General features: G+C 71.6%; 10 protein-coding genes. 5 read left to right on the top strand and 5 right to left on the bottom strand.

Annotated elements, in window-relative coordinates:
- Positions 1 to 42 precede the first annotated feature (42 nt).
- Positions 43 to 2,925 (bottom strand): carbohydrate-binding protein, encoded by a 2,883-nt coding sequence (locus tag ACTOQ2_RS23375; protein ID WP_440102157.1) that lies wholly within the window; start codon positions 2,923 to 2,925, stop codon positions 43 to 45.
- Positions 2,926 to 3,321: 396 nt separating this feature from the next.
- Between ACTOQ2_RS23375 and ACTOQ2_RS23370 the strand changes: the two genes are divergently transcribed.
- On the top strand, positions 3,322 to 4,926 hold the full coding sequence (locus tag ACTOQ2_RS23370) for a phospholipase D family protein (protein ID WP_440102155.1): 1,605 nt from the start codon (positions 3,322 to 3,324) through the stop codon (positions 4,924 to 4,926).
- A 238-nt stretch (positions 4,927 to 5,164) separates the two neighbouring features.
- On the opposite strand, the gene ACTOQ2_RS23365 is transcribed toward ACTOQ2_RS23370, so the two are convergent.
- Positions 5,165 to 5,716: an NADPH-dependent FMN reductase gene (locus ACTOQ2_RS23365; protein ID WP_440102153.1), complete on the bottom strand. Its 552-nt coding sequence runs from the start codon at positions 5,714 to 5,716 to the stop codon at positions 5,165 to 5,167.
- Between the two features lie 114 nt (positions 5,717 to 5,830).
- Between ACTOQ2_RS23365 and ACTOQ2_RS23360 the strand changes: the two genes are divergently transcribed.
- On the top strand, positions 5,831 to 6,754 hold the full coding sequence (locus ACTOQ2_RS23360) for an AraC family transcriptional regulator (RefSeq protein ID WP_440102151.1): 924 nt from the start codon (positions 5,831 to 5,833) through the stop codon (positions 6,752 to 6,754).
- A 153-nt stretch (positions 6,755 to 6,907) separates the two neighbouring features.
- Here the strand turns inward: ACTOQ2_RS23360 and ACTOQ2_RS23355 are convergent, their stop codons facing one another.
- The 3 genes from ACTOQ2_RS23355 to ACTOQ2_RS23345 all read right to left on the bottom strand — a co-directional run bounded on the left by ACTOQ2_RS23355 (position 6,908) and on the right by ACTOQ2_RS23345 (position 9,433).
- Positions 6,908 to 8,026: a hypothetical protein gene (locus ACTOQ2_RS23355; RefSeq protein ID WP_440102149.1), complete on the bottom strand. Its 1,119-nt coding sequence runs from the start codon at positions 8,024 to 8,026 to the stop codon at positions 6,908 to 6,910.
- 565 nt (positions 8,027 to 8,591) lie between these two features.
- Positions 8,592 to 9,152, bottom strand: a complete 561-nt coding sequence (locus tag ACTOQ2_RS23350) for a hypothetical protein (RefSeq protein WP_440102147.1) — start codon at positions 9,150 to 9,152, stop codon at positions 8,592 to 8,594.
- A 38-nt stretch (positions 9,153 to 9,190) separates the two neighbouring features.
- Complete coding sequence (locus ACTOQ2_RS23345; RefSeq protein ID WP_440102145.1) at positions 9,191 to 9,433, bottom strand: hypothetical protein; 243 nt, start codon at positions 9,431 to 9,433, stop codon at positions 9,191 to 9,193.
- Between the two features lie 113 nt (positions 9,434 to 9,546).
- On the opposite strand from ACTOQ2_RS23345, the gene ACTOQ2_RS23340 reads away from it, so the two are divergent.
- From ACTOQ2_RS23340 to ACTOQ2_RS23330, 3 genes are all read left to right on the top strand, one after another.
- Positions 9,547 to 10,182 (top strand): TetR/AcrR family transcriptional regulator, encoded by a 636-nt coding sequence (locus ACTOQ2_RS23340; RefSeq protein WP_440102143.1) that lies wholly within the window; start codon positions 9,547 to 9,549, stop codon positions 10,180 to 10,182.
- Between the two features lie 249 nt (positions 10,183 to 10,431).
- Positions 10,432 to 11,913, top strand: coding sequence for a cryptochrome/photolyase family protein (locus tag ACTOQ2_RS23335; protein WP_440102141.1), 1,482 nt, complete (start codon positions 10,432 to 10,434; stop codon positions 11,911 to 11,913).
- Between the two features lie 302 nt (positions 11,914 to 12,215).
- Complete coding sequence (locus ACTOQ2_RS23330; RefSeq protein ID WP_440102139.1) at positions 12,216 to 13,406, top strand: FUSC family protein; 1,191 nt, start codon at positions 12,216 to 12,218, stop codon at positions 13,404 to 13,406.
- The last annotated feature ends 17 nt before the right edge of the window (positions 13,407 to 13,423 follow it).

The raw sequence follows: 13,423 nt of genomic DNA, 5'->3' as shown, positions 1-13,423 counted from the left end.
ATCCCCGGTGCGGCGGGAGACCGCCGCACCGGGGATACGTCACTACTTGGTGATGGTGATGGTGTCGACGTCCAGCAGCGAACCCGAGCCGCCGGTGAAGGTCAGGAAGATCGACCCTGAACCCGTCCCGGTGAGGGTGGTGGTGACGTTCTGGAAGGTGTCCCAGCTGCCGGTGTTGGGCACGGCCACCGAGCCGAGCACCGTCCCGGTCTGCGAGCCCGCGCGCACCTGGATGGTGCCGCCGGGACCGCCCGAGGAGACGCGCGCGCTGAAGGTCTTCGCCCCCGAAGCGGTCAGCGTGGCGTACCCGGCCCAGTCGCCGTTGTCGATGTAGCCCATGGTGGTGCCGCCGCTGGCCGCGGCGTGGGCGGCCGGCTGCACGCCGGAGCTGGAGGTGTAGGCCTCCCCCTCGACCGTGGTGCTGGTCCCGCTGCCACCGGTGTTCAGGGTGAAGGCGTCGAGGTCGAAGAGGTTGCCCTGACCCGTGACCCCCTTGAAGACCAGGAACAGCGTGGTGGTGCCCGAGGGCGCGTTGCTCAGGTTGGCCGAGACGTTCTGGAAGGTCTCCCAGCCGCCGGTGACCGGCACGGTGGCCGTGCCGAGCAGCGTGCCGGTGGCCGACCCCGCCCTCACCTCGAGCGTTCCGCCGACACCGCCGGAGGAGACGCGGGCGGTGATGGAGGTCGCGTTGCCGAGCGCGTACGGCGTGAAGGAGATCCAGTCGCCGTTGTCGATGAACCCGGCGGTCTTGGCGCCCTCGGCGGGGCCGTGATCGGCGATCTGGACGCCGGACTGGGCACCGAAGTGCTCGGCCTGACGGTGGCGAGGCTGCAGGGTGCGGGTGCTCTCGCTGGTCAGGCCGCCCTTGTCGGTGTAGCTGGCGACGAAGACGCCGTAGATGTTCGCGGCGCTGTCGTGCTCACCGTCGGTCGGGACCGCGATGCTTCCCGAGCAGCCGTTCCTGCTGGTGATCTCGTGCGCGTGGCTGTCGTGGCCCAGCAGGTAGGTGACCTTGACCTTGGTGCAGTCGATGGTCCCGTCCTCGGGGTCGCTGACGTTGACCTGGAAGGGCACCGTGTCGCCGAAGGAGAACAGCTGCCCGTTGACGGGCTGGGCGAGGTTCACCGTGGGCGCGGTGTTGCCGACCGTGATGGTGACGTTCGCGGTGCCGGTCAGCCCGCCGGAGTCCCTGACGGTCAGCGTGGCGGTGTAGGTGCCGTTCGTCGTGTAGGTGTAGGTGGGGTTGGCCGCGGTGGAGGTGGCGCCGTTGCCGAAGTTCCACGAGTAGGTCAGCGCGCCGCCCTCGGGGTCGGAGCTGCCCGCCGAGGAGAAGGTGACGGCCAGCGGGGCGGGCCCGGAGGTCTTGTTGGCGGCGGCCTTCGCGATCGGGTTGCGGTTGCTGCCCCCGATGTACTCGACGCGGTAGAGGGCCTGGTTGCCGGAGCCGGTGCCGTAGTCGAGCACGTACAGGGCGCCGTCGGGGCCGAAGGTCAGGTCCATGACCTGGGTGCCGGTCCACGGGAAGGCGTCGATCGTGCCGGGCGCGCCGGAGGAGGTGACCTCGATGGCCTTGATCCAGCGGCGGCCGTACTCGGCGGCGAAGTAGCGGCCGTTGAGCGAGGCGGGGAACTTGACGGCCGAGTTCAGGGCCGCGTCGTAGCGGTAGACCGGGCCGCCCATCGGCGACTCGGAGCCGCTGCCGAACTCCGGCGGCGATCCGGCGTCACCGCCGTAGCGGATCCAGCTGGGCTTGGCCGCGGGCAGGGTGGTCAGGCCGGTGTTGCGGAACGAGTTGTTCGTCGGGCCTCCGGCGCAGTTGTACTTGGCCTGGGACGGTCCGGACGGGAAGGTGTACTCGTTGTAGGTCTCGGCGGTGGTGTTGGTGCCGGTGCAGTACGGCCAGCCGTAGTTGCCCGGGGCCGTGATGCGGTTGAACTCCACCTGGCCCGCGGGGCCGCGGCTGGAGTTGGTGCTGCCGGCGTCCGGCCCGTAGTCGCCCAGGTAGACGATGCCGGTGGCCTTGTCGACCGACATCCGGAACGGGTTGCGGAAACCCATCGCGTAGATCTCGGGACGGGTCTTGGCCGTACCCGGGGCGAACATGTTGCCGCTGGGGATGGTGTAGGTGCCGTTCGCCTGCGGCTTGATGCGGAGCACCTTGCCGCGCAGGTCGTTGGTGTTGCCCGAGGAGCGCTGGGCGTCGAACTGCGGGTTGCGGTCGGTGCGCTCGTCGATGGGGGTGTAGGAGTTCGACTCGAACGGGTTGGTGTCGTCGCCCGTGGTCAGGTACAGGTTCCCGGCCGCGTCGAAGTCGATGTCACCGCCCACGTGGCAGCACTGGCCACGGTCATTGGGCACCTCCAGCACGACCTTCTCGCTGGCCAGGTCCAGGGTGTTGTCGGCCTTGAGAGTGAACCGGGACAAGTTCAGGTGTCCCTTCCACGCCTCGAAGGTCGCCGCGCTGCCGCTGGTGGGCGCGTCACCGCCCGGGGTGTTCAGCTTCGGCGAGTAGTACACGTACACGTAGCGGTTGGTGGCGAAGGCGGGGTCGGCGGCGATGCCCTGCAGCCCCTCCTCGTCGTGGGTGTAGACGTCGAGCTTGCCGGCGGTCGTGGTGTCGCCGGCGGCGGTCGTACGGCGGATCGTGCCGTCGCGCGCCGTGTGCAGGATCGACCTGTCGGGCAGCACCGTCAGCGACATGGCCTCGCCGAGTTCGCTCGAGCCGGTGGCCAGGGGGACCTGCTGGTAGTCGGAGGCCGGGATGTCGACCATCGCGCGGGCCGCCGCGCCGGTGGCCGATCCGGTGGCCGCCGAGGCCGTCGATCCGGTGGCCGCGTGGGCCGCCGGGCCGGTGGCCACGGCGCCGGTGGTGATGAGCAGGGCCGCGGTCAGCAGCCTGGCCCACGGCCGAGGGCGTGGGGACATGGAGGGTCCTTTCCTGACTTGGGGGGATCAGTCAGGCAAGGCGCGCGCCGCCGCGCTTATGCCGTCCGGCAGCGCTGTCACGCGCTACCGGATGATGCCGGGTCTGGTGGTGCGGTGGTGCGGTTGTTGCGCGCGGTCCCGGAGGGTGCCGTCTCCGGGACAGGCCGATGGAGACCAGCAGTCTGTTTTTTTCGCGACCCGATGTAGGAGTTACAGATTTTTAACACGCAGGCAACTTCGTGTAAACCCCTTGTCAGGGCTTCCCAGGTCAGTCCCCTGATGCGGGAGCGCCGGAAGTTACGCGCCTGCGCCCCCGCGGCCCCGGGGGCTGCGAGCCGAAGCGGTGATCGTCCAGCCCCGACGGGTGGAAACATATAAAAATTGGGTAGATCGGGCATGGTGACCGAAGACAACTGGTTTCTCGACCGCGAGGAGCGCGGCAACCCGGCGTCCCGGATCGACACCCGGCACGACGGCGGGACCGCCTGGTCGCACGGCAACACCGTGCGACCCATCCCGCACGGCGCGCCCTACTTCACCGAGCTGCTCTCTCGCGTCCGCGAGCTGCGCTCGGGGGACCTGCTGATGTTCACCGACTGGCGCGGCGACCCCGGAGAAAGGCTGGACGGCCCCGGCACGGAGGTCGCCGGCGTGTTCGCCGAGGCCGCCAGGCGCGGCGTCGTGGTCAAGGGCCTCCTGTGGCGCTCGCACTGGGACAAGCTCTTCTTCAGCGCGGAGGAGAACCGCCACCTCGGCGACGCCATCGAGGAGGCGGGCGGGGAGTGCCTGCGCGACATGCGCGTCCCCATGGGAGGCTCGCACCACCAAAAGCTGGTGGTGCTGCGCCACCGCGACGACCCCCGGCGCGACATCGCGTTCGTCGGCGGCATCGACCTGTGCTGGAGCCGCCGAGACGACTCCTCCCACGAGGGCGACGCGCAGGCCGCCCCCATGGCCAAGGTGTACGGCAGCCGCCCGCCCTGGCACGACGTGCAGGCCGCGATCCAGGGACCGGCCGTCGGCGACGTCGAGACCGTCTTCAGGGAGCGCTGGGAGGATCCCCAGCCTCTGACCCGCAACCCCGTGCACCGCGTCGCCGACCTGGTCCGGCGCGAGGACACCCAGCCGGATCCGCTGCCCCCGCAGCCGCCCGACCCGCCTGCCTGCGGCCCGCACGCCGTACAGCTCCTGCGCACCTACGCCCACCGCAGGACCCGCTACTCCTTCGCGCCGCGCGGGGAGCGCAGCGTCGCCCGCGGCTACCTCAAGGCCCTGCGCCGCGCCCGCAGCCTGATCTACATCGAGGACCAGTACCTGTGGTCGCCCCAGGTCGCCGAGTCCTTCGCCGAGGCGCTGAAGACCAACCCGGAACTGAGGATGATCAGCGTCCTGCCGCTCCACCCCGACCAGGACGGCCTGATCAGCGGTGTCCCGCAGATCCTGGGCCGCAACCAGGCGCTGGACGTCCTGAAGCGCGCGGGCGGCGACCGGGTCGCGGTCTACGGGGTCGAGAACCGGGAGGGCACCCCGGTGTACGTCCACGCCAAGGTCTGCGTCATCGACGACGTGTGGTCGACCATCGGCTCCGACAACTTCAACCGGCGCTCCTGGACCTACGACTCCGAGCTGACCTGCGCGGTGCTCGACGAGACCCCCGACGGCCGCGAACCACTCGACCCCGGAGGCCTCGGCGACGGCGCCCGCCGCCTGCCCAGGGACCTGCGCCTCACCCTCGCCCGCGAGCACCTCGACCGGCACGAGGGCTCCGACGCGGACCTGCTCGACCCCGCCTCCTTCTTCGACGCCTTCGCCTCCTCCGCGGCGCAACTCGAACGCTGGTACGCCGAGGGCCGCCGCGACCCCCGGCCCCCCGGACGGCTCCGCGCCTACGAGGTGCCGCGGATGTCCCCGTGGACCACCGCCTGGGCCACCCCGTTCTACCGCTTCCTCTGCGACCCCGACGGCCGCCCCCGCGCCATGCGCCGCGCCGGGAGGTACTGATCCCGCACGACCGGGCGGTCGGGCGACCAGATAAGGCGCCGGCGCACCGAGGCCTACACATGCGGAGATGTCGCAAGACCACCACTGTCACGAGCAGGCCGGGTCCGAGCACGAGAGCGAGATCGCCCCAGGGGCCCGGGAGGTCGCTCGAGGCGTATCCGGCGAACAGGCCCACGGACATGAGGACCGTCCAGAGGAGGGCGACGAGGTAGCGGACGAGGACTCCTGCCGGTTCCGCTCAGCCCCTGAGCGGGCGCAAGGCGGAGCCCCAGGCGAGGACCTGGTCGAGGACGAGGTTCAGCCGGTCCTCGTGGGCGGCGGCGGGCTTGAAGCCGTCCGCGAAGTCGGTGTGGATCGACAGCCCCACCTGGTTCGACACGGTGGCCACGCTGAGCAGGCCCAGGACGTGCCGCAGGTGCGAGATCGCCCGGGGCGCGCCGTCCACGCCGTAGCCGACGAAACCGGCCGCCTTGTTGTGCCATTCCGCGTACAGGAAGTCGAGGGCGTTCTTGAGCGCGCCGGGGTACGAGTTGTTGTACTCGGGGGTCACGATCACGAACGCGTCCAGGGGCGAGATCCTGGCCGACCAGCGCTTGGTGTGTTCGTGCCGGTAGTCGCCCGTGGCGGGGTGCTCGGGCTCGTCCAGGTTGCCCAGGTCGTAGTCCTTCAGATCGACGAGCTCGTACTCGGCGTCGCCTCGCTTGACCGCCAGATCGCGGACCCATCGCGCCACCACCTCGCCGTTGCGGCCGGGGCGGGTGCTGCCCAGGATGATGCCTACCTTCAGCATGTCGATGCTCCCTCGATTGGTTACGCGAACCAACAGTAGGGAGAGCTGCTGAGATACTGAATGCGTGCCTGTCCAATATTTATACGCGAGCGTCTCAGACTATAGACTCGACGTATGGATATGCTGAGCGACGTGGTGTCCTTCATGCGAAGTGGGCGCCCCTCCTCCGCCCGCGTCTCCTGGCGGGCTCCCTGGGGCGTGTCGTTTCGCGCGGCGCCCGGTTCCGCGGGTTTCCAGGTGGTGTTGCGCGGGTCCTGCTGGCTCATTCCCCCCGATGGCGAGCCCGTTCCGCTGAGCGTGGGCGACGTGGTGTTCATACCGCACAGCGACTCGTTCGGACTGGCCGACGATCCCGCGAGACCGCTCGTCGAGTCGGACTGCGCCTCGCACTCGGAGCTGTTCGCCTCGGCCGGTTTCGGTGGCGCCGGGCCCGAGACGGTGATCCTGGCCTGCGGCTACCAGCTCGACCTCGGCAGGACTCACCCGATCCTGGCCTCGCTGCCCAGCGTGATCCACCTGCCCGCGACGCTCGGCAGCCATCCGGAGTTGCGGGCCGCCATCGAGCTGCTGGCCGCTGAGATCGACACCCCGCGCCCCGGCACGGACACCGTCGTGTCGTCCCTGCTGGACATGCTGCAGCTGTACGTCCTGCGGGCCTACTTCGAGACCCAGGACGAGCCCTGCACGCTGTCCGGCTGGGCCGCCGCGCTGGCCGACCCCGCCATCGGCCGCGCGCTCGACGCCATCCACCGCGACCCGGCCCGCCGCTGGACGGTCGAGTCGCTCGGCGCCCACGCGGGCATGTCCCGCGCCGGCTTCGCCCGCCGCTTCACGGGGCTGGCCGGGCAGCCGCCACTGGCGTACCTGACCTGGTGGCGGCTGGTGAGCGGGGCGCGCATGCTGCGCGAGTCCGACGCGTCGGTGGCGGAGGTGGCCGAGCGGGTGGGGTACGGGTCGGAGTTCGCCTTCGGCAACGCCTTCAAGCGGGAGTTCGGTGTGGCGCCCGGCCGGTACCGCCGCCGAGCCGCGGTGGTTTGAGCCCGGTCGGTCAAGCGGCGTGGCACGTGCCCGGGGGTCGGGTGGCGAGCCGTCGCCACCCGCTCCGGGCAAGCTCGCCGGGCGCCGGCTCGCAGGTGCCACCCTGGCATCCGTCATGCTCCGGCTCCGCCACCTCGAGGTGTCAGCCAGGCCTCAGGGCAGGCCGTTCCTGGTCTTGTAGTCGTTCCACACGCGCACGCAGTAGGCGTGGCGCCAGTCCCCGGAAGGCAGGTGGCGGCAGGCGTAGGCGGCGCTGATGCCGGCGGCGCCCCCGGTGGCCGACGGCCTGTTCCTGGAGGCCGAGGGCGACGGCGACCTGGTGGCCGGCGTGCCCGTCCTGCCCGCCCGGGGCTGTGACCTGCCCTCCTGCCCGGCGGAACCCTGCGTCCCTGAGCCCTGCGTCCCTGAGCCCTGCGTCCCTGAGCCCTGTTTCCCTGAGCCCTGTTTCCCTGAGCGCGGCCGTCCCGCCGTCCCTGCACTCCCCGCGTCCCCGCCGGTGCTCGCGGTGCGCCGCCCGGCGCCTCCGCCCCCCCGGCCTCCGCTCTCATGCCCGGCGCCTCCGTTCGCCCGCCTGGCACCGGTCCCCGGCGCGGCGGTTCCCGCCCCGCCCGTCCCTCCCGGCCCGGCACCGGCCCGCGCGGAGCCCTCACCCTCGCGGTGCCGCCCGGCCCGCTTGGCCGGCTTCTTGACGGTCTGGGCACGCTCCACCCGCTCGACCCACTCGTCCCGGATGTTTCCGGCGCCGGAAAGGGCCCGTTCCGCCGGGAGCACCCGCTCCGGATCACGCCCCGGAACCTTCTTCCCGCCGCCACCGCCGGCTCCCGCCGCGCCCGGCCCCTTCTCGCCCTCGAGGGCCTTCCGCTTCCCCGCCGGCGCCTTCGCGTCCGTCTCGGCCACCACCGGGGCCCGCGAGGGGGTGATCACCATGTCGCGCCCGGCGAGGAGGCGTTCCCCGGGAGACGCGGGCGACGTGCCGGCGATGGGCACCCCGCCCCACGGGGACCAGCCGGACGACCAGACGCCGACCCCCGCGGCGGCGAGGAACCCGGCGATCAGCGCGGGCCTCAGAAGCTGGTCGCGCGAGAGGCGGGCCCAGGGCCGCCGCCACGGGCTGGGGGGCGGGGGCATGGAGAACGGCCTGCTGTCGAGGTATGTCCAGGAGTGGCGGACCATCGGACGGGTGGCAGCGTCATCCGTGTCGCCCGCGTCGCCCGCGTCGTTCGCGTTGCCCGTTTCCTCGTCCTTCCAGTGCCGCGCGGGCCCGCGCGGCACCGACGCCCCCTCCCCCTCGCTCCGGCCGGGATCCGAGGGAAGCGCCGGCTCCGCGGGCGTCCGGGACTCCGGAAACCCCCCGGGTCGCGGAGGCTCCGAGGGCGCCGGAACGCGCCCGGCGCGCGAAGACTCCGGAAGGCGTACGGATCGCGGCGGCCCGGCCGGCTCCGGAGGCCCCGCGGAGCCGGGGAACCCGGCGGGGTGCGGAGGTTCTGCGGGAGGCGGGAGCGGCGGGTCGGCGTACGGCATGCGCCCTCGCGGTCTCGCCTTGAGGCCGTGGCCGTGAGTGCGATCGTGCTCACCGTGCATCTCGCCTCCCGTGTCGCGTCTGGCCTCCTCACCCTGGCAAAATCACCCACTGTATGCGGCCCATGACAGTACGGTCTTACCGATCTGTTATCAGCAGCAGGCCGCAAAGATAAATAAATACGGTGAAAAACCGGCCTGACCGGTGGAGCGGGCGCCGCAGTGGGGATCGACGTTCTCAGGGCAGGGCTTGCCCTTCGTCGGGCTGCGCAAGCAGCTCAGCGAGAAGCCGCTTCCTTCAGGAAGCGGAGGAGTCGCGTCAGTTCCCCTTCGCGGCGCGGCCGAGACGGAGGGCCGAGATGAGGAAGAAGATGCCGCCGGGGATGGCGTAGCCGGCCGCGTTGATCAGCGTCGGGTTGGCCGCGGAGGCACCGGCGATGAACGACGCACCGGCGAGTACGGAGATGCCGCCGCTGATGATCATCGGCCACTGGCCGCCCATCTTGCGGCGGGTGACACCCACGATCAGCTGGACCAGCCCGGCCACGATCGCCCAGGCGCCCCACACGCGCAGCACCGCCGGGATACCGGACGCGCAGGCGACGGCCACGCCGACGGCGGTGATCAGACTGGCCGCGATGTTCACGTACAGCAGGGCGGGTGATCCGGTGGTGCGCGTCGCGCGGGCGTCGATGACGGCGGCGGCCACGTCGAACAGCGGGTAGAGCACGAGCAGAGTGACCGCGACCGGACCCAGTTGCGAGGCGGTCGTGAACATCGCGAGGGCCCAGACGATGGCGAACGCGAACCGGACGAAGTACAGCCGCCGCAGCGCGGACGCGGTCCCGGAAACATGGGGCGAAGCAACGATGGTGCTCATGGTGAGCCTTTCAGTGGAGAAGTGACGAGGAGAGCGGTTCAGCGCGTCCCGCGGCCGGCCTTCTCGATCAGGTCGGCGGCGACGGTCAGGATCTCGGTCGTCCGCGGTGCCGGCATGGGGTGCTCAGCGGGAATCCGGGCCGGCGAGCCCGGGCTTTCTCCCGCGTCCAGGACCTGGCCGGCCACGTAGACCAGGGCCTTGACGTCGGGGTCGCCGCCGACAGGCCGGCCGCGGGTGACCACGGCTGTACCGATGAACAGCGGGGCGGTGCGTGCTCGCATGTACGAACCACTGGAACAACTCCCCGCAAGACAGAACGTTCTATCGCGACACAGCATGGCAACCTGCGGCGCGGACTGTCAAGACCGAACGTTCTACCTATTAGAATGGCGGCATGCGCAGCCAATCCGAAGGCCGGCCGTCCGAAGCGCGATCGCGGCTGCTCGACACGGCCACCCGGCTCTTCTACGCGGAGGGCATCCACGCCGTCGGCATCGATCGCATCGTCGCGGAAGCGCAGGTGACGCGGGCCACCCTCTACCGGCACTTCCCCGGCAAGGAAGACCTCGTCCTCGCCTACCTGAACGTGGTCGACCGGATCATGCGAAGCCAGGCGGACGAGGCCCTCGCCGCCGGGCTCCCGGCCGCCGGCACCGTCCGAGCCCTCGGCGAATCAATCGCCCAAGGCATCCGGTCCCCCGGCTTCCGGGGATGCGCCTTCCTCAACGCCGCCGCCGAGTTTCCCGACCCCGAGTCCCCGGTGCGCAAGGCCGTGCTCGCCCACCGCCAGTGGTTCCTGGAAACCGTCACGGAACTGCTGGCCGAGGTCCGGGAGACAGGAGCCGAGCCCGCCGGCCGCCACTTCGTGATGATGCGCGACGGCGCCATGGCCGCCGGCTGCCTGTTCGACCCGGTGCTGATCTGCGAGACCTTCCTGCACGGAGTCGAGAGGCTCCTGCGGGTTCACGCCGCCACCGGCGACACCGGACCGGCGGGGCCCGAAGACGCCGCTGACGCGCCCGCACGCTGACCGGCCCTGTCGCCGATCTTGTGACGTGGGACGTCGGCGTCGAGGAAGGATCCTCACGCGAGTAGCCGCGCCGCCGGCTCGACGACGCGTTCCGACGACCACCCGCGCCCGCTGCCGGCCGGGGCGTCGAGCCGGCGGCGCGAACGCCGCCCTGCCGGCCGGGCGCGGCCGCTACGAGGAGCCGTATCGTACGCGGTTCGACCAGCGAGGCGCGGAGGAAGCGGCGCGCCGAGCTGCCAAGATGGCGGCATGGGGGAACACGGCAGGCGATGGCTCTTCGCCGATCAGCTCGGGGACCACTTCCTCGACTCCGACGACCAGCCGGTGCTGCTGGTCGAGGCCAGGTCGGTGCTGCGGCGGCGGCGCTACCACCGGCAGAAGGCGCACCTGGTGCTCTCGGCGCTGCGGCACCGGGCGGCCGAGCTGGGCGACCGCGCGCTGTTCCTGCGGACCGACACCTTCGCCGAGGCGCTCGGCCGCGCCGGCGGCCGGGTCACCGTCTGCGGGCCCACCAGCCACGCGGCCGACGCGTTCGTCCGGGGCCGCGCCGAGGTGACAGTCCTGCCCTCGCGCGGGTTCACCAGCACCGCGCAGGAGTTCGCCGCCTGGGCCAAGGGCAGAGACGGCCACCGGCTGCTCATGGAGGACTTCTACCGCGACGCCCGGCGCCGCCTGGACGTGCTCATGGACGGCGACGAGCCCGCCGGCGGCCGGTGGAACCTCGACGCGGACAACCGCGAGCCGCCGCCCGCCGGAGGGCTGGACGTGCCCGGCCCGTGGACGGCCGAGGAGGACGAGGTCGACGAGCGGGTGCGCCACGACCTCGACCGGTGGGAACGCGACGGCGAGATGTCCTTCGTCGGGCGCGACGGCCCGCGCACGTTCCCCGCCACCGCCGCGGAGGCCCGCAGCGCGCTGCGGCGCTTCGTCGGCCACCGGCTGCCCGCCTTCGGCCCGCACCAGGACGCGATGCTCGCCGGCGACCCGTTCATGGCACACAGCATGCTCTCGCCCGCCATCAACCTCGGGCTGCTCGACCCCATGACGTGCGTACGGGCCGCCGAGGCCGCCTACCGGGCGGGCCACGCCCCGCTCGCGAGCGTCGAGGGCTACGTGCGGCAACTCATCGGCTGGCGCGACTACATCTGGCACCTGTACTGGCACTTCGGCGAGGACTACCGCGACCTCAACCGGCTGTCGGCCCGCGCGGCGCCGCCCGCCTGGTTCGAGGAGCTGGACGCCGGCGCCGTCGAGGCGCGCTGCCTGTCGTGGGCGCTCGCCCAGGTGCGCGACACCGGATTCACCCACCACATCGTCCGGCTGATGGTGCTCGGGAACTTCGCGCTCCAGCGGGGGTACGACCCCGCGCGGCTGACCGACTGGTTCCACCGCTGCTTCGTCGACGGGTACGACTGGGTGATGGTGCCCAACGTGATCGGCATGTCGCAGCACGCCGACGGCGGCATGCTGGCGACCAAACCGTACGCGGCCGGGGGCGCGTACATCAACCGCATGAGCGACTTCTGCGCGCCCTGCCGCTACCGGCCCTCCCGGCGGACCGGCGAGGACGCCTGCCCGTTCACCGCGGGCTACTGGTGGTTCTTCGCCCGCAACCAGGAGTGGCTGGCCGCCAACCCGCGCACGGCCCGCGGCGTGCACGGCATGCGGCGGCTCGACGACCTGGACGAGGTGTGCGCCCAGGAGGCCGCACGCGGCGACGCACCCCCCTGACCCCGGCCCGCCCGCCGGTCCGGTGGGCGGCACGGATGCGGGGTCGAGGACCGCGAACACAGCCGTTGGCGGTGAGATGGATCGTGGTGCGGATGGTCACCGCGACCTGCGGAAACACTGCCCGAGGGGGCGTGTGTCGTTCACCGTTCGCCAGGCGATGGTCGCTGGTGCCGAGACTGGAGGGGGTCGCCGGGTCGACATCTGATGATCTTTCCGGCCTTTGGTCGTCGCGAGCCCGGCGCAGGTTTCCGGTCACAACATTAGGTAAATGCCACATGGTGATTAACCGGAACATGAACTGGTTGCGGACAACGGTTCGCCGTGAGGTGCGGTATCTGCGTGGCCAGCTGGCCGGGCTGGGCCGGCGAGATTCCGAGCAGCGCTTCGAGCTGCGCCAGATCGCCAAGGCGACCCTGGCCGCGGTGCTGGCCTGGTTCCTGGCCGATCGGCTGCTGCCGCGCGAGACGGTGTGGATCGCCCCGGCCACCGCTGTGATCATGGTGCACGCGACGGTGTACCAGACACTGACCAACGGGGTGCGGCGGGTGTGCGCGGTGGCCGCCGGTGTCATCCTGGCCGGCAGCGTCGGCCACCTGATCGGCCTCAACGCCTTCAGCCTGGTGCTGGTCGTGCCACCGGCGCTGGTGGCCGCTCGCTGGCGGCGGATGGGCCGGCACGGCACGGACGTGGCGACCACCGCGGTGCTGATGCTGTCGTTCGGCGCCGCCTCCCAGGAGCGTTATCTGCTGGCCTATGTGGTGGCCACCGGCATCGGCGCGCTGTCCGGAGGAGTGGTCAACGCGATGCTGTGGCCGCCGCTGTACCAGCGCCGCCCCTATGATGCGGTGCGCCGGCTGAGCAAGGAGGCCGCCGAACTGCTGGAGGCCGTGGCAGGCGGGTTGCGCGAGCGTTGTGATCTGTCGGACCTGCCCGGCTGGCAGCGCCACGCCGCCCGGCTGGACTCCCATCTGGCCCGAGCGAGTGCGGCCATCGCCGCCGGCGCGGAAAGCCGCCGCTACAACCTGCGCCGCACCCGCGTCCCCGAGACGAACGATGATCACGAAGGGCTGCTGGAGGCGATGAGCGAGATCGGCGTGCACATCCACGCCCTGGTACGAGCGCTGGCTTATGCCGCCCAGCGCCGGCACCGCCACGCCGACGCTCCGCCGTGGATCAGCGACGAGTTCGCCCGCGACTACGCCGCGCTGCTGGACCTGCTCGCCCAGGCGCTCCAGGCGCAGATGCGCACCGCCGATGAGCCCGCGAGGCTGAACGCGGTGATCTCCGCCGCGCTGGAGCGGGCCGGCGCGATCCAGGAACAGATGACCGAAGAGGTCCGCACCGGCCGGCTGGACCAGCCGCATGGCTGGGCCGTGACCGGAAGCCTGCTCACCGACGCCGAGCGGATCCTGACCATCTTGACCACCCTGCACGCCACCGCCGAAATCGCCGAGGCCACCGATGTCGCCGATGTCGCCGATGCCGTGGTGTGAGGCCGACCGCCCCGCTG

This window comes from Streptosporangium sp. H16 (assembly GCF_051918855.1).
Taxonomy (GTDB): Bacteria; Actinomycetota; Actinomycetes; order Streptosporangiales; family Streptosporangiaceae; genus Streptosporangium.
Note: the sequence above shows the minus strand (reverse complement) of the source record. Positions and strands in the feature narration are given on the sequence as shown.